This window comes from Streptomyces sp. SAS_281 (genome assembly GCF_052542855.1).
In genome coordinates, this window is sequence record NZ_JBMNDO010000004.1 from 112259 (window position 1) to 130974 (window position 18716).

Sequence of the window (18716 nt, forward strand, 5' to 3'; positions counted from 1 at the left end):
AAAGTCGGAATCGATCGCGCTCCGCCCGGAAGGGAGGTCCAGCGGCGGGGCAACGCCTACGAGCGCGCCCCCACGGCCCATTCCGGCCGTCCGACGCTCTCCCGTTCCCGCGCCAGCATCCGGCGGAGCGGCCCGTCGACCGAGGCCAGTACGTCGTACGGGCCCCGCTGAACGATCGAGCCCGCGTCGAGGACGACCACCTCGTCCACGGCTTCGAGACCGGCGAGCCGGTGCGTGATCAGAACCGTCGTACGCCCCAGGGTCGCCGTCAGCAGGTCCGCCGTCAGGGCGTCCGCGGTCGGCAGGTCCAGGTGCTCGGCGGGCTCGTCCAGCACGAGGACGGGGAAGTCCGCGAGCAGGGCCCGGGCCAGGGCGAGCCGTTGGCGCTGGCCCCCGGAGAGGCGAGCGCCGTGCTCCCCGACGAGGGTGTCCAGCCCGTCCGGCAGCGCGTCCGCCCAGTCGAGCAGGCGGGCCCGGGCCAGGGCGTCGCGCAGTTCGGGCTCGGTCGCGGCGGGACGGGCGAGCCGCAGGTTCTCCCGCAGCGAGCTGTCGAAGATATGGGCGTCCTGGGCGCACAACCCGACGAACCTCCGCACGGTGTCACCGTCCAGCGTCGAGGCGTCCACGCCGCCGACCCGGTAGGTGCCCGTCCGCGCGTCCAGGAAGCGCAGCAGCACCTGGGCCAGCGTGGTCTTGCCGGACCCCGAGGGCCCTACGACGGCGATCCGGCGGCCCGCCTCCAGCGTGAGGTCCACGCAGGCGAGCGCGTCGTCGGCCGCGTCCGCGTACCGGGCCGACAGCCCGCGTACCTCCAGCGGGAACGGGTTCGCCGGCGTCGCGGCCGGTGCTTCGGGCTCCCGTACGGGCACGGGGGCGTCCAGCACCTCGTACACGCGCTCCGCGCTCCGGCTGACCCGCTGCCGGTACTGGGCGGCGAGCGGGAGACCGGTCACGGCCTCGAAGGCGGCCAGCGGGGTGAGGACGACTACGGCGAGTTCCACACCGGCGAGCCGCCCGTCCGCCACCGCCGGAAGGGCCACCAGCGCGGCGGCCACCACGGTGAGGCCGGCGACCAGAGCGGTGAGGCCGCTCCCGAGCGCGGTCGCCGTCGCCGCACGCGACGCGATCCGGGTGAGGGCTGCATCGGCCGCACGGGTACGGGCCGCGCGTCCCGACAGGGCGCCCGCCACGGTCAGCTCGGCCGTCCCGCCCAGCAGATCGGTGATCCGGGTGGCCAGAGCGGCGCGGGCGGGGGCCAGCCGTCGTTCCGCGCGGCGGGCGCAGGCAGCGCTGACGAGCGGGACCCCGGCACCCGCCAGCAGCAGCCCCACGGCCAGAACCAGGCCCGCCTGGGGAAGCAGCCAGCCGGTGAAGCCGACGGTCGCGGCGCCCACGAGGACGGCGGTGCCGACAGGCAGCAGCCACCGCAACCAGTAGTCCTGGAGCGCGTCCACGTCCGCGACCAGCCGCGAGAGCAGATCCCCGCGCCGGGCGCCGCGCAGTCCGCCCGGCGCGATGCGCTCCAGACTGCGGTACACGGCGACGCGCAGTTCGGCGAGCATCCGCAGGACCGCGTCGTGCGAGACGAGACGCTCGGCGTAGCGGAAGACCGCCCGGCCGATACCGAACGCACGGGTGGCCGTCACCGCGACCATCAGATAGAGGACGGGCGGCTGCTCGGACGCCCGGGAGATGAGCCAGCCGGAGACCGCCATGAGCCCGACGGCGGATCCCAGGGCGAGGCTTCCCAGCAGCAGGGCGAGCCCGAACCGGGCACGTTGGGCACCGGCGGCGTCCCGGACCCGGGTCAGCACGTGCCGACGCGTTGGCGTGGTCTCCTCGGGCGCTTCGTCCGTGGGCGCAGGCTCGGTCGGCAGAATGTCGCCGGGCGCGCTCGCGGAGCTGGACGGCCTGGGCGGCGCGACAGGGGATTCCTGCGCCACGGCGGCCGAGGCCGTCAGCGTCACCACCCGGTCCGCGACCGGCAGCAGCGCCGGCCGGTGCACCACCAGCAGCACGGTCCGGCCCGCGGCCAGTCTCCGTACGGCCTCGACGATCCCCGCCTCCGTCTCGCCGTCCAGGCTCGCGGTCGGCTCGTCGAGCAGCAGCACCGGGCGATCGGCGAGGAAGGCCCGGGCGAGGGCGATCCGCTGCCGCTGGCCCGCGGAGAGACCGGCGCCGTCCTCACCGAGCACCGTGCGATCGCCGTCCGGGAGCCCTCGCACGAACTCGTACGCCCCCGCCGCGCGCAGCGCCGCCGTCACCGCGCTGTCGTCGGCGGCGGGCCGGGCGAGCCTCACGTTCTCCGCGATGGTGCCGGCGAAGAGATGGGGTCGCTGCGGCACCCAGGCGATGCACTCCCGCCAGCGTTCGAGGGAGATGTCCGCCAGATCGGTGGAGCCGACCCGTACCCGGCCCTCGTCGGGGGCCGTGAAGCCCAGCACCACGTTCAGCAGCGTGGACTTGCCCACACCGCTCGGGCCGACCAGGGCGACCGTCTCCCCCTCTTCGACGGTGAGCCAGGTGGCGGCGAGCGAGGGCTCGGACCGCCCCTCGTGCCGTACCGTCACCCCCTCCAGCTCCAGTCGCAGCGACGCGGGGACCTCCTCCGTACCGCTCGGGCGGGGTTTCGTCTCCAGGACCGCGAAGACCTCCTCAGCCGCCGAAAGGCCCTCGGCGGCCGCGTGGAACTGCGCCCCCACCTGCCGGATGGGCAGGTATGCCTCGGGCGCGAGGATCAGGACCAGCAGACCGGTGTAGAGGTCGAGTTCACCGTGCACGAGCCGCATGCCGATGGTGACCGCCACGAGGGCCACGGAGAGGGTGGCGAGGAGTTCGAGGGCGAAGGACGACAGGAAGGCGATCCGCAGGGTGCGCAGAGTTGCCTGGCGGTACTGCGAAGTGATCCTGCGGATGGATTCGGCCTGTGCCTTCGCCCGGCCGAACACCTTCAGCGTCGGCAGTCCCGCCACCACATCGAGGAAGTGGCCGGAGAGCCGGGAAAGCAACCGCCACTGACGGTCCATGCGCGACTGGGTCGCCCAGCCGATCAAGATCATGAAGAGCGGGATGAGCGGCAGCGTGACCACGATGATCGCCGCGGACACCCAGTCCTCGGTCACGACCCTGGCCAGCACGGCCGCCGGCACGACCACCGCGAGGCCCAACTGGGGCAGATACCGGGCGAAGTAGTCGTCCAGCGCGTCGATCCCCCGGGTCGCCAGCGTCACCAGCGAGCCGGTGCGCTGCCCGCTCAGCCAGTCCGGCCCCAGCTCCGCGGCCCGGTCGAGCAGTCGTCGGCGCAGTTCGGACTTCACGGCCGCACCGGCCCGGTGGGCGGCCAGCTCGGTGAGCCAGGCGACCAGGGCCCGCCCGAGCGCGACCGCCGCGAGCAGCAGGAGCGGAGTGCGCAGCCCGCCCGCCGAGAGCCCGTCCTCGAATCCGCCCACCACGATCTCGGCGATGAGCATGGCCTGGGCGATGACCAGCGCCGCCCCGGCAAAGCCGAGAACCACCACGGCCACCATGAACAGGCGTGTGGCGCGGGCGTGGCGGAGCAGGCGCGGGTCGATCGGTTTCACGTGAAACATCCCTTGCGGCTCGGCTCGGTCAGGGCACTCACTGCGTCAGTGCGCCTCGGCGATGTGCTGGGTGCCGATCCGCTTGCGGAACACCCAGTACGTCCACCCCTGGTAGAGCAGCACGACCGGGGTGGCGATACCGGCGCACCAGGTCATGATCTTCAGCGTGTACGGGCTGGACGAGGCGTTGGTGACCGTGAGGCTCCAGGCGTCGTTCAACGACGACGGCATGACGTTCGGGAAGAGCGTCAGGAACAACATGGCGACCGTCGCGGCGATGGCCAGGCCGGAGAGCGCGAAGGACCACCCCTCCCGGCCGGCCGCGATCATCACGATCGCACCGACCAGCGCCGCCGCGGCCACGACCATCGCGATCAGGCTCCGCCCGTCCCCGTTCTCGGTCTGGGTCCAGATGAGAAAGGCGAGTGCGAGCACGGCCGTGACGACGCCCAGCTTGCGAGCCAGCCCGCGCGCCCGGGCCCGGATGTCACCGGCCGTCTTCAGCCCGGCGAACACCGCGCCGTGGAAGGTGAAGAGGGTGAGGGTGACCAGGCCACCGAGGAGCGCGTAGGGGTTCAGCAGGTCCAGGACGCTGCCCGTGTACTCCATGTGCGCGTCGATCTTCACGCCGCGCACGATGTTGCCGAAGGCCACACCCCACAGCACGGCGGGGATCAACGAGGTCCAGAAGATCGCGTGCTCCCAGTTCGTCTGCCACTTCTCCTCGGGTCGCTTCGCCCGGTACTCGAAGGCGACACCGCGCACGATCAGACAGAGCAGGATGAGCAGCAGCGGCAGGTAGAAGCCGGAGAACAGCGTGGCGTACCACTCGGGGAACGCGGCGAAGGTCGCTCCGCCGGCGCTGAGCAGCCAGACCTCGTTGCCGTCCCAGACCGGGCCGATGGTGTTGATCAGCACCCGCCGTTCCTTGCGGTCCCGGGCCAACACCTTGGTGAGGACGCCGATCCCGAAGTCGAAGCCCTCCAGGAAGAAGTAGCCGGTCCACAGGACGGCGATGAGCACGAACCAGACGTCGTGGAGTTCCATTTCTCGGCTCCCGCTCTCAGTAGGAGAAGGCCATGGGCCGGTCGGCGTCGTCGTGGTCGCCGCCGATCCGGGTGGGCGGGTTGAGGTCGTCGTCCGTGAGCTCCGGCGGTCCGGCCTTGATGTACTTCAGGAGGAGCCGGACCTCGATGACGGCGAGCACCGCGTACAGCACGGTGAAGACGATCAGGGAGGTCAGCACCTCGCCCTGGGAGACGCCGGGGGAGACCGCGTCACGGGTCCGGAGCACGCCGTAGACCACCCAGGGCTGTCGGCCCATCTCGGTGAAGATCCAGCCCCAGGAGTTGGCGATCAGCGGGAAGAGCAGGGTCCACACGGCGACGATCCAGTACCACCGGGCGAGGCGCGGGCTCAGGGCCTTGGTCTTGAAGAGGACCAGACGCGGCACCTCGTCCTCACCCGTCCGCATCGCCTCGGGCAGCATGAACTTCTTACGGGTGAGCCACAGGCCGAGGATGCCGAGGCCGAACGAGGCCATGCCGAATCCGATCATCCACCGGAAGCTCCAGAAGGCGACGGGGATGTTGGGCCGGTAGTCACCAGGGCCAAAGCGCTCCTGCTCCGCCTTGTTGATGTCGTTGATGCCCGGCACATACGAGTGGAAGTCGTCGTCGGCGAGGAAGGACAGCACCCCGGGTACGGAGATCTCGACAGAGTTGTGGCCCTTGCTGACGTCTCCGTAGGCGAAGATCGAGAAGGGGGCGGCGTTCTGCCCGTCCCACAGCGCCTCGGCCGCCGCCATCTTCATCGGCTGCTGCTTGAACATCACCTTGCCGAGCTGGTCACCGCTGACGGCGGTCAGCAGGCCGGAGATCACCACCGTGATCAGGCCCAGCCGCAGCGAGGTCCGCATCACCGGGATGTGCTTCTTGCGGGCCAGGTGGAAAGCCGCGATACCGACCATGAACGCGCCACCGACCAGGAAGGCGGCCGTGATGGTGTGGAAGAACTGGGTCAGCGCGGTGTTCTGCGTGAGCACGTGCCAGAAGTCGGTGAGCTCGGCGCGTCCGCGTTCCTTGTTGATGCGATAGCCGACCGGGTGCTGCATCCAGGAGTTGGCCGCCAGGATGAAGTAGGCGGAGAGGATGGTGCCGAGGGACACCATCCAGATGCAGGCGAGGTGGATCTTCTGCGGCAGCTTGTCCCAGCCGAAGATCCACAGACCGATGAAGGTGGACTCGAAGAAGAACGCGATCAGGGCCTCGAACGCGAGCGGAGCCCCGAAGATGTCACCGACGAACCGCGAGTAGTCGGACCAGTTCATCCCGAACTGGAACTCCTGGACGATGCCGGTGACGACGCCCATGGCGATGTTGATCAGGAAGAGCTTTCCCCAGAACTTGGTGGCCCTGAGGTACTTCTCCTTGTTCGTCCGCACCCAGGCGGTCTGCAGGCCGGCGGTGAGCGCCGCGAGAGAGATCGTCAGAGGAACGAAGAGGAAGTGGTAGACGGTCGTCGTACCGAACTGCCATCGCGCCAGGGTCTCCGGCGCCAGAGCTAGCTCCACGTCGTCTTCTCCTTACGTCATCGCCGCCGCAGCGGCGATTTGTCCGTGAAATCCGAGGGATCACGGGAGGAAGCAGGACACGCTTGTGAACGCGTTCACATTCACAAGCAATTATGGCGCACACACTTTCGGGGCCTTCGCCCGGGGTCCCCCTGTCACCCGCCGGTCCCGCGCCGGGCACACGAAAGGGCCCCGCACCTCTCACGAGATGCGGGGCCCGCTGCCGGACGATGCCGGCTACAGCTCCTGGCGGAACGACTCCGTCACCTTCAGGAACAGGTCGTTCGCCTCACTCTCACCGATCGTGACGCGCACACCCTCGCCGGCGAACGGCCGGACCACCACTCCGGCCTTCTCGCAGGCCGCCGCGAAGTCCAGGGTGCGGTCGCCCAGCCGCAGCCAGACGAAGTTCGCCTGGGACTCGGGCACCGTCCAGCCCTGCCGCGCCAGGGCCTCGGAGACCCGGTCCCGCTCGCACACCAGTGAGCCGACCCGGCCGAGCAGCTCGTCCTCGGCGCGCAGCGAGGCCACCGCCGCGTCCTGGGCGAGCTGGCTGACACCGAACGGCACCGCCGTCTTGCGCAGCGCGGCGGCCACCGGCTCGTGGGCCACCGCGAAGCCGACCCGCAGCCCCGCGAGCCCGTACGCCTTGGAGAACGTCCGCAGCACCGCCACATTGGGGCGGTCCCGGTAGATCTCGATGCCGTCGGGGACCTCGGTGTCCCGGATGAACTCCTTGTACGCCTCGTCCAGCACCACGAGCACATCGCTGGGCACCCGGTCGAGGAATCGTTCCAGCTCAGCCCTGCGCACGACGGTGCCGGTCGGGTTGTTCGGGTTGCAGACGAAGATCAGCCGCGTCCGGTCGGTGACCGCGTCCGCCATCGCGTCCAGGTCGTGCACATCACCGTCGGTCAGCGGCACCTTGACCGAGGTCGCGCCGCTGACCTGCGTGATGATCGGGTACGCCTCGAAGGATCGCCAGGCGTAGATCACCTCGTCGCCCGGGCCCGAGGTGGCCTGCAACAGCTGCTGGGCCACGCCGACCGAACCGGTGCCGGTGGCCAGATGCGACACGGGCACACCGAAACGGTCGGCCAGCTCGTTCATCAGACCGGTGCAGGCCATGTCCGGGTAGCGGTTGAAGTGCTCAGCGGCTGCGAGCGCGCTCTCCATCACCCCCGGCAGCGGCGGATACGGGTTCTCGTTGGAGGAGAGCTTGAAAGCGGCCGGTCCGTCCGCCGATGCCGGTTTGCCCGGGACATAGGCGGGAACGCCGTCCAGCTCGGCGCGCAGTTTGGGGCTCGTCTCGCTCACCGCAGGTCCTCCTCGACCGTCCGTACACATCAATACTGCTCACCCTATGAGGATTGGGCGCCGCTGCGAACGGGGGGACAGCGGATTCGTCCGGTGAACCCCGGAATGAGGGGGAGCGCGACCTCGCGTGGCGCGCGCCGGTGGCTCACTCCGTGGCGCGCGTCCCTCGAAAAGGTGAGTTGAGACCTCCTCGAGACCTCGTCCCCTCGGCAGGTCCATCCGGCCAGACGCATGACACATGTCGGCGCACGCCACCAACTACCTTGTTTCATAAGGCGTTTCACACCAGATGACCTTGCAGAAACGTGCCTGTCAACGCGTGAATATGCGACCGGACCAATTCCCCGCCCGCCCCCTACTATCGGCTCGCCATGACAGCAGCAGGGAAGCACCAGGTGAGCCGGACGGAGACCCCCCGGCGCGGCGGCAGGCAGGGACGTGCCGGAATCCGGGACGTGGCCGCCGCGGCCGGCGTCTCCATCACGACCGTCTCCGACGCGCTCAACGGCAAGGGCAGGCTCCCGGACGCCACCCGCCGCCATGTCCGCGAGGTCGCAGAGCGCCTGGGCTATCGCCCTTCCGCGGCGGCCCGCACGCTCCGTACCGGCAAGTCCGGCCTCATCGGCCTGACCGTGACGACGTACGGGGATGAACCTTTCACCTTCACCGAGTTCGCGTACTTCGCGGAAATGGCGAGGGCGGCCACCTCCGCGGCCCTCGCCCGCGGCTACGCCCTGGTCATCCTGCCGGCCACGTCGCGCCACGACGTCTGGTCCAACGTGGCGCTCGACGGCACCGTCGTCATCGATCCGTCCGACCAGGACCCGGTCGTCTCCGAACTGGTCCGGCAGGGGCTGCCCGTCGTATCCGACGGCCGCCCCGCCGGGTCGCTTCCCGTCACCGCCTGGGTGGACAACGACCACCGGGCTGCCGTGCTCGACCTCCTCGACCATCTCGCCGCCGCCGGGGCCCGCCGTATCGGACTCCTCACCGGCACCACGACCGACACGTACACCCGGCTCTCCACCACCGCCTATCTGCACTGGTGCGAGCGGGTGGGCCAGGACCCGGTCTACGAGTCCTACCCCGCCCACGACCCGTGCGCGGGAGCGGTGGCCGCCGACCGGCTGCTGGCCCGTCCGGACCGCCCCGACGCCGTCTACGGGCTCTTCGACCCGAACGGCACGGACCTGCTGGCCGCCGCCCGCCGCTACGGCCTGCGCGTCCCGGAGGACCTGCTCCTCGTCTGCTGCAGCGAATCGACGGTGTACGCGACGACCGAGCCGCCCATCACGACGCTCTCGCTGAAGCCGCGGAGGATCGGCACGGCAGTCGTCCAACTGCTCATCGACGCCATCGAGGGCATCGACCATGACGGGCCGGTGGAACGGGTGGTACCGACGGAACTCATCGTCCGGACGTCCTCACAACGCCGCCCGCCGCGCACCACGGTCAGTGCGCCGCGTTCCCCGGCAGGGGACTGATCATCGCAATTGGGACCAATCGACCGACGAACCTGGCATGTGGAAGGATTTGCCACCCCTGGTGCGTCCCAGAGCACGATCTGCATTCCTATGATGGGCGCACGACACCGCGGACCAACCCGACCAGCAGGGCCCGGCAGGTGTACGGCGGCGCGACGGTGGTGTGGAGGGGTCGATGACACAGGGGGCCGGTCAGGAACCCGTGGTGCGGACGGCGACGTTGCGCGACTTCCGCGTGCCGCCCTATGCGCAGTCCCCCGCGCCGCCCGCGTCTCCCCATCCGGGGAACGCCTTCCCCGAGGGCGGGACGCCGGAGGGGTACACCCCGACGGCGCGCGATCTTCCCGTCATCAGCGTCGACGAACCCGCTCAGGTGCAGCCCGTGCCCGAACCGCGCCCCGCAGCCGATCCGGGCCTCGGCCCCCTGTTCGTGGTCGGTGACGTCCACGGCTACCTGGACGAGTTGCTCGCCGCCCTCGCCGAGCAGGGCCTGATCGACTCCGAAGGCCGCTGGGCGGCGGGCAACGCCCGTCTCTGGTTCCTCGGTGACTTCACCGACCGTGGCCCCGACGGCATCGGCGTCATCGACCTCGTCATGCGGCTCTCCGCCGAGGCTGCGGCAGCCGGCGGTTACTGCAAGGCCCTGATGGGCAACCACGAGCTGCTGCTCATCGGCGCCAAACGGTTCGGCGACACCCCGGTGAACTCCGGCGCGGGTACGGCCACCTTCCAGGCCGCCTGGCTGCTCAACGGCGGCCAGAAGACGGACATGGAGCGCCTTCAGGACGTCCACCTCCAGTGGATGTCCCGGCTCGACGCCGTCGTCGAGGAGGACGGGCACCTCCTGATGCACTCGGACACGACGGCGTACCTCGACTACGGATCCACCATCGAGGACGTCAACGACACGGTGCACGCCATCCTGACGCGTAACGACGCCGATGAGTGCTGGGACCTGTTCCGCAAGCTCACCAAGCGGTTCGCCTTCCGCGACGACTCGGGCGCCCAAGCCGTCCAGGAGCTGATGGCGGCGTACGGTGGCCGACGCGTCGTCCATGGTCACAGCCCCATCCCTTACCTGACCGGCGAGGTCGGCTCCGAGGACGGCGAGGACCGCGCCGGTCCGCAGGTCGACGGACCCCACGTGTACGCGGACGGGCTCGCCATCGCCATGGACGGCGGGGTGACCATGGCCGGAAAGCTGCTGGTCGTCCAACTCCCCCTGCATGACTGACGCCCTGCGAGGAAGAGACGTCCCGGGCTGACCACGCCGGGTACGGGGGCTATTTCCGCAAACCCTCTGTCACCCCGCGCCGTGCGCGCTCTACCATCGGCGTATCAGTAGCAGGCTCTCCTCCGTTTCCGCCCGAACTGCCCGGACCCAGCGGGCACACAGGCCCGACGGAGCATCGGGGGATGCAGATGAACAGCGCTCCGCACCTGCTGACCGAGGACCGGCCCGAGTACGAACGGCTCCTCGACGACGCACTGCGTCACGCACACGAACGACCGGAACTGGCCGGCGTCGGCGAACGCCTCAACGCCGTCCAACTGCGCACCATGGCGATGGCGGCCGTCGCCCTGATCACCGCCACGGCCGCCGCCGAGTACGAGCAGTACGTGAAGGCCCGTGACGAGGCACGCGCCCCCGCCCGGGACACGGCCGACGGCACAGCGCCGGACGGCCTCGACCGGACGGGCGCCGGTGTAGGAGCGGTCGTCGCCGTTCTTGCGCCGATGCTGGCGGGCACGGCGGCGGCCATATTCCTGCTGGTCGGCTACCTCCTGAAGATGCTGGAACCACCACCGGCGTTCGCCCGCCCCATGGTGGACGCGGGCTGGTTCTTCGCCGCCGCCACGGCCGCCGCCATCCTCGTAGCCGCCATCGGCCTGCTCGTCGCAGCCCTGCGCAACGGATCGACGTCCCTGCCGGCCGGGGAAGCCCGCGAGCACCTGCCCGACGAAGTGGCCCTCGCCAAGGACGCCTGGCGCCAGGCGCTGCTGGAGCGGGGCATCGTGCCCTTCCTGCGTGACGCTCTCACCGAGCCCGCCACCGGCCCCGTGATCCCCGCATCGCACCGCCCGACGGGCCGCCTCCCCAAGATCGGCTACAGCCGACCCGACTTCGCCGGCCCGGACGAGGGCCCGGCGGCGGCACCCCGCCCGACGTACAGCAGCCCGGACTTCACCAGCCCCGACTTCGGCGGCCCGGAGCACGAACCGGACTGACCGCCACGGCCCCGGCGGATGGCGCCGGAGCCGTGCGCGACCGGACCGTGCCAGGTCAGTCGGCCAGCGGTAGATAGACGCGGTTGCCGCCCGCCGCGAACTCACGCGACTTGCGGAGCATCCCTTCGGCGACCTCGTCGGCCGCCGCCTCCGTGCCGTCCGCGCCGCCGAACTGCTCGGTGATGCTGTGACTGATCTTCATCGAACAGAACTTCGGACCGCACATCGAGCAGAAGTGCGCCGTCTTCGCAGGCTCGGCCGGCAGGGTCTCGTCGTGGAACTCCCGTGCCGTGTCCGGGTCGAGCGCCAGGTTGAACTGGTCCTCCCAGCGGAATTCGAACCGGGCGTCGGACAGCGCATCGTCCCAGTCCTGCGCCCCCGGATGCCCCTTGGCCAGGTCGGCGGCATGGGCCGCGATCTTGTACGTGATCACCCCGGTCTTCACATCGTCCCGGTTCGGCAGCCCCAGGTGCTCCTTGGGCGTCACGTAGCAGAGCATCGCCGTCCCCCACCAGGCGATCATCGCGGCGCCGATCCCCGAGGTGATGTGGTCGTACGCCGGCGCGATGTCGGTGGTCAGCGGGCCGAGCGTGTAGAACGGCGCCTCCTCGCAGATCTCCTGCTGGAGGTCGATGTTCTCCTTGATCTTGTGCATCGGCACATGCCCCGGCCCTTCGATCATGGTCTGTACGCCGAACCGCTTGGCGACCGCGTTCAGTTCGCCGAGCGTGCGCAGTTCGGCGAACTGGGCCTCGTCGTTGGCATCCGCGATCGACCCGGGGCGCAGCCCGTCACCCAATGAGTACGTCACGTCGTACGCGGCGAGGATCTCGCAGAGCTCATCGAAGTGCTCGTACAGGAACGACTCCTTGTGGTGCGCCAGGCACCACGCCGCCATGATCGAGCCGCCCCGGGAGACGATGCCGGTCTTGCGCCGGGCGGTCAGCGGCACGTACGGCAGGCGTACGCCGGCGTGCACCGTCATGTAGTCCACACCCTGTTCGGCCTGCTCGATGACGGTGTCCTTGTAGATGTCCCACGTCAGTTCCTCGGCCCGCCCGTCGACCTTCTCAAGGGCCTGGTAGAGCGGGACGGTTCCGATCGGTACGGGTGAATTGCGAAGAACCCACTCACGGGTGGTGTGGATGTTGCGGCCGGTGGAAAGGTCCATGACCGTGTCCGCGCCCCACCGGGTCGCCCACGTCATCTTGTCCACCTCCTCCTCGATGGAGGACGTCACCGCGGAGTTGCCGATGTTGGCATTGACCTTCACCAGGAACCGCTTGCCGATGATCATCGGCTCGATCTCCGGGTGGTTGACGTTGGCGGGCAGCACCGCGCGGCCGGCCGCGATCTCCTCGCGCACCACTTCCGCCGCCACGTTCTCGCGGACGGCGACGTACTCCATCTCCGGGGTGATCTCCCCCCTGCGGGCGTACGCGAGCTGGGTGACGGGCCGGCCGTCCCGGCTCCGCCGCGGGCGGCGCGGCCGCCCGGGGAACACCGCGTCCAGATTGCGCAACCCGCCCCGCGGCGAGGTGTGCTTGAGCCCGTCGTCCTCGGGACGGGCCGGGCGGCCCGCGTACTCCTCGGTGTCGCTGCGGGCGATGATCCAGTTCTCCCGGAGCGGTGCGAGACCGCGCCGGACGTCCGTCTCGGTCGCGGGGTCGGTGTACGGCCCGGACGTGTCGTACAGCGTCACGTCCTTGCCGTTGGTCAGGTGCACCTGGCGGACCGGCACCCGGATGTCGGGGCGCGGGCCCTGGACGTATCCCTTGTGCCAGCCGATGGACTTCCCGGCCTCGTCGCCCTGATTGGAGGCAGGCGTGCGTGTGTCCGATGTGGTCATGAGACCTACTCCCTACGCCGGCATTACCCGGTAACAGGTTCGGCGGTCGGCGCAGCGTCTCCCGTACGTTCGTACGGCGGTCAGCGCCCTCTCAGCCCGGTGCTCCGAGCTCCCGCGTGTGCAAAGGTGCCACCACGCTAGCCCCCGGACGGGCGAGCTGAACAGAGGGCCCCTTTGTTCTTGCGATGATCGGCCGGTGACGTCCCCTCATCGCGACCCGGAACCGCAGGGCCATCAGCACGCGCACACGCACAGCCACGGCCCGGCAGCGCCCGTCTCCATCCATCTGCGCAAGGTGATCGCCGCCGTGCTGATCCCCTTCGCGACCGCCGTGATCGTCGGTCTCGTGGTGCTCTGGCCAGGTGGTGCGCCGGCGCACGAACGAACCGGTGTCGGATTCGACCGGCAGACCCAGCAGGGAAAGGTGGTGAGCGTCGTCAAGGTCGACTGCAAGGACGTGAACGCCGCCCAGCTTCCCGTCAGCGGCGAGACCCGACCCCCCGAGGGCCGGCCGGTGTCCGGCGCCCTCTGCGAGAAGGCCACCGTCGAGGTCACCAGCGGCCCCGACTCGGGGCGCCGGTTCATCGAGGTCGTGCAGCCGGACGCGCCGAGGCAACTGCGGGAGGGCCAGGGGGTGGTGGTGGCATACGCCCCCGACGCGCCCCATGACCTCCAGTACTCCGTGACGGACGTGAACCGGAAGTTTCCCTTGTACCTGCTGGCCGGGATCTTCGCCCTCGCGGTGGTGCTCGTGGGCAGGATGCGCGGGGTCATGGCCCTGGTGGCACTCGCCCTGTCATTCGCCGTACTGACCCTGTTCATCCTTCCGGCCATACTGCAGGGCTCGAATCCGCTGCTGGTGGCGGTCGTCGGGGCCGGAGCGATCATGCTCATCGCGCTCTACATCTGCCACGGGCCGACCGCCCGCACCTCCGTGGCCGTCATCGGCACCCTGATCTCATTGCTCCTGATCGGGCTGCTCGGCTCGCTCTTCATCGGCTGGGCGAGCCTGAGCGGGAACACCGACGACAACACCGGCCTCATCCACGGCCTGTATCCGCACATCGACATGAGCGGGCTGCTGCTGGCCGGCGTCATCATCGGCTCCCTGGGAGTGCTCGACGACGTCACGGTCACCCAGACCTCGGCGGTCTGGGAGCTGCGCCAGGCGAACCCCACCATGAGTGCGAAGCAGCTCTACCGGGCAGGGATCAGAATCGGCCGCGATCACATCGCCTCCGTGGTCAACACCTTGGTGCTCGCCTATGCGGGCGCCGCGCTGCCCCTCCTGCTGCTGTTCACGGTCGCGCAGAGCAGCGTGGGGACGGTCGCCAACAGCGAACTGGTGGCGGAGGAGATCGTGCGCACCCTCGTCGGCTCGATCGGACTGGTCGCCTCCGTACCGGTGACGACAGCACTCGCGGCACTGGTCGTCTCGGCGGACCGCACGGGGGTCGGCGCGGAAGCCGGGGCTTCGGCACCCGTGCGGAGCGGCAGGGGCCGGCGACGGCGGGCGCGGTCGTGACCGGAGCACACAGCGTGATTCACCCGATCGGCAGGCGCCGTGTTCGAGTGGCAAGACGCTCCCCGGACCGCGGACCGCTTCAGCCCGCGTTCTGCTCCTCGGCCAGAATGCGCCCCAGCGCCTCCTCCAAATTGCCGTCGAAGTCACCCAGTGTGCACTCCTGTCCGAGGGGCACCAGCTTGTCCGTGCGGTCGAGGAAGGCGACAAGAGGTGCCGTGCCTGCCCGGAAGAGCGCACGGTCGGCGCCCACCTGCAGCCGGATGTGGACATCGCACAGCCCCTCCGGCTCGGTCGGCGCGATATGCACATCGCCGTCACCACTGGGGCTGTTGAGGCCGTCGAGCAGCAGCTCACGGCCGAAGGCCCAGGTGACGGGGGCGTCGCCGGGCAGATGGAAGGTCATCCGGATCGCGTACGGATCGCACACTTCGTACCGGAGCTCCACCGGGATACGGAATGAGAGCTCCTCGGAGACGAGGAAGCTCATCATGACCTCAGCTTGAACCGACTCGCGCATCGTTCAACCCCGCAGTAGATGAATCTGGCCAGGAATGATCCCCCATGGCCCTATTGACGCCATCGTGGTGCACGCGATAGCAGATCACAAGGAGTGATTTTTCAGATACTGATAGAGAACACGAACGAACGCAAGAGGCTCGACACTTCACCGCGTAGTCGTTCGACTGCGGGCAGCAACCGATCTTCCTCGTGGAGGGGGACCGAAATGGCCATCGCGGCTGCTGTGAATCCGGCCGTGAGCGGGATGGCCGCGCAGACGGTTCCGAGCGCGTACTCCTGTCGCTCGATGACCGGTTCGGTACGTTCCAGCGACCGCAGCCGGGTGAGGAACGCCGCGCGGTCACGCACGGAGTACCGGGTCAGCGGGCGCACCGGGTGCCGGTCCAGGTGGTCCTCGCGGGCCTTCTCGTCCAGCCGGCTCAGCAGACACTGGCCGATCGCGTGCGCGTGCCCGGTCTCGCGGAACGCCGCCCACTCGTCGACCGCCGGACGCTCAGGGGTGTCCGCCACGGCCAGGAGCTCGATCTCGCCCTCACGGTAGATGGCGCAGTACACCGGGGCTCCCACGATGTCCCGCCAGCGGCCCAGCGAACGGGTCATGACGCTGCGGCGGCTCTGCAGGGCGCGGTCACCCATCAGCCGTTCGGCGGCGGCGCCGAAGCGGAAGACGCCGTTCTCCCGGCGCAGATACCCCTCGTGGGTCAGAGTCCGCAGCAGGTGGTAGGCGGTGGGAAGGGGAAGCCCCGCTTCCCTCGCAAGCTGTTTGGCCGGGGCCCCGTCGCGATGGGTGCCCACAGCCTCCAGCAGCCTCAGCGCCCGCTGCACCGACCCGATGAGCGTCGGAACAGCCGTACTCGATGCCGTGGTCAACGGTCACCCCCAGGCGTGGTGACGGGCGGTCAGCCCGCCCGTGGGGGCCGCCCCCACAGGTCTGCCGCGGACCTGGGGGTCCGGAGGCCGGATCCCGTACAAACCACTGGTCGGGGTGGTGACTTACGGTGTTTTCCCAGGCGGTGGCAGAGGACTGTCACTGTATCGGCCGCCCCGGGGCCGGGTGCCGATTCGCCTTCCCCTTAGCTCAGCTGGGCTAATCCCCCGTCGGACGTGCGGTCACCAGCCGTTTCGGGAGGACGACGACATGAACTTCCGTACGACGAAGACGAGCCCGCCGACCAGGATCACGAAGATAAGGATCTTGAAGAGCACACCCACGACGAACGCGACCAGGCTGGCGATCAGACCACCGAACACGACGATCGCGATCACGGGCACCGCGATCCACTTCACCCACCAGGGCATCCCAGCGAATATCTCCCGCACGGCCATCGTCCTTACCTCGTCTCTGTGAGTTCCTGCTTCGATGCTAGAGGCGAAAGACGGCCGCCGGACCCCGGGAAGCCCTTGTCCTCCCCTGATCGATCCCTTAGGGAACCCTGGGATGGCCCGGCCGCGGACTCATCCCTCGGGCGGCGAGAAGACCACCATCACGCGCAGGTCCTCGGTGATGTGGTGGAACTTGTGCGCCGTCCCCGCGGGTACGTACACGACGCTCCCTCGCCCCACCTGTGTCGTTTCCATCCCGACGGTGATCGACGCGCGACCGCTGACCACGAAGTACACCTCGTCCTGGCCGTGCGGCTGCTGCGGATCGAGGTCGCCGGCGTCCAGCGCGTACAGACCGACCGACATGTTCCGCTCGCGGAGGAACTGCAGGTACGCGCCGTCGTTGGCGGCCCGTTCCGCCTCCAGTTCGTCCAGCCTGAATGCCTTCATGGACCGTCCGCCCCTTGCCTCTGCCCAGCCGGTGTTCGCCACCGATCATGTCTGCCACGATCAGACACATGATGAATTTCGTAGTCAAGACGATCGCCAACGCAGGTGCGCTCGCCGTGGCCATCTGGCTGGTGCAGGACATCACGCTGACCGGTGGCAGCACCGGCCGCAAGGCCCTGACGCTGGTCCTCGTCGCGCTGGTCTTCGGCCTGGTCAACGTCGTGGTCAAGCCGATCGTGAAGCTGCTCACCCTGCCCCTCTTCATCCTCACGCTGGGCCTGATCACCCTCGTGGTGAACGCCCTGATGCTGCTGCTCACCTCATGGCTGGCCGGAGTGCTCGACCTGAGCTTCCACGTCCACGGCTTCTGGACCGCCGTCCTCGGCGGCCTGATCGTCTCGATCGTGTCCTGGGCGCTGAACGTCGTCCTCCCGGACGAGGACTGATCCGCCCGGCGGGAAGCGGCCCGCGTCCACCTGAGACAGTGCCACCAGGACCGGTGACCGGCCGGGGAGAGAAGCGAGGACGAACCATGAGCACCAAGGGCGACGGAACGCGTGCGGTACGCGCGGGACTGCCGGAGCCGCAGCAGTACGAGCCCACCCTCCCCGGACCGGTCTTCGCCGCGCACTACCACCTGTCCGGCGAGCCCACCGGCCCCTACACCTACGGCCGGGACGGCAACCCCACGTGGACCCGGCTGGAACAGGCCATCGGGGAACTCGAAGCACCGGGCGAGGACGTGGAGACCACCGTGTTCGCCTCCGGGATGGCGGCGATCTCGGCCGTCCTGCTCTCCCAGGCGCGCAGCGGCGACGCCGTCGTCCTCCCCGACGACGGCTACCAGGCGCTTCCCCTGCTGCGCGAGCAGCTGGAGGCGTACGGAGTCGAGGTGCGGACCGCGCCGACGGGCGGCGACGCCCAGCTCGCCGTGCTGGAGGGCGCGAAGCTCCTGTGGCTGGAGACGCCCTCCAACCCGGGCCTCGACGTCTGCGACGTGCGGCGCCTCGTCGAGGCCGCGCACGCCGGCGGCACACTGGTCGCCGTCGACAACACCCTCGCCACCCCGCTCGGCCAGCGCCCGCTGGAACTGGGGGCCGACTTCTCGGTGGCCAGTGACACGAAGGGCATGACGGGCCACGGCGACCTGCTGCTCGGCCATGTGAGCTGCCGCGACCCCGAGCTCACGGCCGGAGTGCGGCGCTGGCGCAAGATCGCCGGCGCGATCCCCGGCCCGATGGAGGCATGGCTCGCGCACCGCTCGCTGGCCACACTGGAGCTGCGAATCGAGCGGCAGTGCGCCAACGCCCTCGCACTCGCCGAGGTGCTCTCCCAGCACCAGGCCGTGTCCGGGCTGCGCTACCCCGGCCTGCCCACCGACCCCTCGTACGCGAACGCGGTGCGCCAGATGCGGCGCTTCGGCTCCGTGGTGTCGTTCGTGCTCGATGACCGGGGGACCGCAGAGCGCTTCCTGGCGGCCCTGCGGCTGGTCGAGGACGCCACGAGCTTCGGAGGCGTGCGCTCCACCGCCGAGCGGCGGGGCCGCTGGGGCGGCGACGCGGTACCGGAAGGCTTCATCCGCTTCTCGGTCGGCGCCGAGAACCCCGCCGACCTGGTGGCCGATGTCGAACAGGCGCTGGCCGCGGCCACCGCCGGGAGCTGATTCCGCCGCCTCCCGTCGGGCGGTACGGCGGTCCGAGCCTCCCCCCTCGTGGCTCGGACCCCCCGGCCCTTCGCGTTCTCCACGTGAAGAACCGCCTCGCCCAGGCTAGTTGACTGTGCGTCAGTGTCCAATCACAGTAGCGGCAGCGACCTATCGACATATTTATGGTTGTTCGGGGTCCATCGGATGCGTCACTGCGTGAGA

At 69.7% G+C, this 18716-nt stretch carries 15 protein-coding genes; 6 read left to right on the plus strand and 9 right to left on the minus strand.

Translation table 11 applies throughout. The features are described 5' to 3' along the window. Window positions 1–56: 56 nt before the first annotated feature. From cydD to hisC, 4 genes are all read right to left on the minus strand, one after another. Entirely contained in the window at window positions 57–3581 is a 3525-nt protein-coding gene (gene cydD / locus ACN6LM_RS03320; protein WP_445063744.1) for a thiol reductant ABC exporter subunit CydD, read from the minus strand. A gap of 45 nt (window positions 3582–3626) precedes the next feature. Next, a complete protein-coding gene (gene cydB / locus ACN6LM_RS03325; protein ID WP_445063745.1) occupies window positions 3627–4628 on the minus strand; it encodes a cytochrome d ubiquinol oxidase subunit II in 1002 nt (333 codons plus the stop codon). Window positions 4629–4644: 16 nt separating this feature from the next. Beyond that, window positions 4645–6153, minus strand: coding sequence for a cytochrome ubiquinol oxidase subunit I (locus ACN6LM_RS03330; protein ID WP_445063746.1), 1509 nt, complete (start codon window positions 6151–6153; stop codon window positions 4645–4647). 237 nt (window positions 6154–6390) lie between these two features. After that, window positions 6391–7470 carry a histidinol-phosphate transaminase gene (gene hisC, locus ACN6LM_RS03335; protein ID WP_445063747.1) on the minus strand — a complete coding sequence of 360 codons (1080 nt, stop codon included), beginning with the start codon at window positions 7468–7470 and terminating at the stop codon, window positions 6391–6393. Between the two features lie 371 nt (window positions 7471–7841). On the opposite strand from hisC, the gene ACN6LM_RS03340 reads away from it, so the two are divergent. The 3 genes from ACN6LM_RS03340 to ACN6LM_RS03350 all read left to right on the plus strand — a co-directional run bounded on the left by ACN6LM_RS03340 (window position 7842) and on the right by ACN6LM_RS03350 (window position 11183). Continuing rightward, on the plus strand, window positions 7842–8954 hold the full coding sequence (locus tag ACN6LM_RS03340; RefSeq protein ID WP_445063748.1) for a LacI family DNA-binding transcriptional regulator: 1113 nt from the start codon (window positions 7842–7844) through the stop codon (window positions 8952–8954). A gap of 175 nt (window positions 8955–9129) precedes the next feature. Further along, the gene (locus ACN6LM_RS03345; protein ID WP_445063749.1) at window positions 9130–10188 is read left to right on the plus strand and encodes a metallophosphoesterase; all 1059 of its coding nucleotides are present in this window, start codon (window positions 9130–9132) and stop codon (window positions 10186–10188) included. Between the two features lie 182 nt (window positions 10189–10370). After that, window positions 10371–11183: a hypothetical protein gene (locus tag ACN6LM_RS03350; protein WP_445063750.1), complete on the plus strand. Its 813-nt coding sequence runs from the start codon at window positions 10371–10373 to the stop codon at window positions 11181–11183. 55 nt (window positions 11184–11238) lie between these two features. On the opposite strand, the gene thiC is transcribed toward ACN6LM_RS03350, so the two are convergent. Next, entirely contained in the window at window positions 11239–13032 is a 1794-nt protein-coding gene (gene thiC / locus ACN6LM_RS03355) for a phosphomethylpyrimidine synthase ThiC (RefSeq protein ID WP_445063751.1), read from the minus strand. A 196-nt stretch (window positions 13033–13228) separates the two neighbouring features. On the opposite strand from thiC, the gene ACN6LM_RS03360 reads away from it, so the two are divergent. Next, on the plus strand, window positions 13229–14557 hold the full coding sequence (locus ACN6LM_RS03360) for a YibE/F family protein (RefSeq protein ID WP_445063752.1): 1329 nt from the start codon (window positions 13229–13231) through the stop codon (window positions 14555–14557). A gap of 79 nt (window positions 14558–14636) precedes the next feature. On the opposite strand, the gene ACN6LM_RS03365 is transcribed toward ACN6LM_RS03360, so the two are convergent. The 4 genes from ACN6LM_RS03365 to ACN6LM_RS03380 all read right to left on the minus strand — a co-directional run bounded on the left by ACN6LM_RS03365 (window position 14637) and on the right by ACN6LM_RS03380 (window position 16849). Continuing rightward, window positions 14637–15074 (minus strand): SsgA family sporulation/cell division regulator, encoded by a 438-nt coding sequence (locus ACN6LM_RS03365; RefSeq protein WP_018101854.1) that lies wholly within the window; start codon window positions 15072–15074, stop codon window positions 14637–14639. A 101-nt stretch (window positions 15075–15175) separates the two neighbouring features. Continuing rightward, window positions 15176–15946, minus strand: coding sequence for an IclR family transcriptional regulator (locus ACN6LM_RS03370; protein WP_445063753.1), 771 nt, complete (start codon window positions 15944–15946; stop codon window positions 15176–15178). A 240-nt stretch (window positions 15947–16186) separates the two neighbouring features. After that, on the minus strand, window positions 16187–16402 hold the full coding sequence (locus tag ACN6LM_RS03375) for a DUF5326 family protein (RefSeq protein WP_445063754.1): 216 nt from the start codon (window positions 16400–16402) through the stop codon (window positions 16187–16189). A gap of 129 nt (window positions 16403–16531) precedes the next feature. Further along, window positions 16532–16849 (minus strand): cupin domain-containing protein, encoded by a 318-nt coding sequence (locus ACN6LM_RS03380; protein WP_445063755.1) that lies wholly within the window; start codon window positions 16847–16849, stop codon window positions 16532–16534. Window positions 16850–16917: 68 nt separating this feature from the next. On the opposite strand from ACN6LM_RS03380, the gene ACN6LM_RS03385 reads away from it, so the two are divergent. Next, a complete protein-coding gene (locus ACN6LM_RS03385) occupies window positions 16918–17295 on the plus strand; it encodes a phage holin family protein (RefSeq protein ID WP_445063756.1) in 378 nt (125 codons plus the stop codon). Window positions 17296–17381: 86 nt separating this feature from the next. Beyond that, a complete protein-coding gene (locus ACN6LM_RS03390) occupies window positions 17382–18512 on the plus strand; it encodes a cystathionine gamma-lyase (protein ID WP_445063757.1) in 1131 nt (376 codons plus the stop codon). Window positions 18513–18716 lie beyond the last annotated feature (204 nt).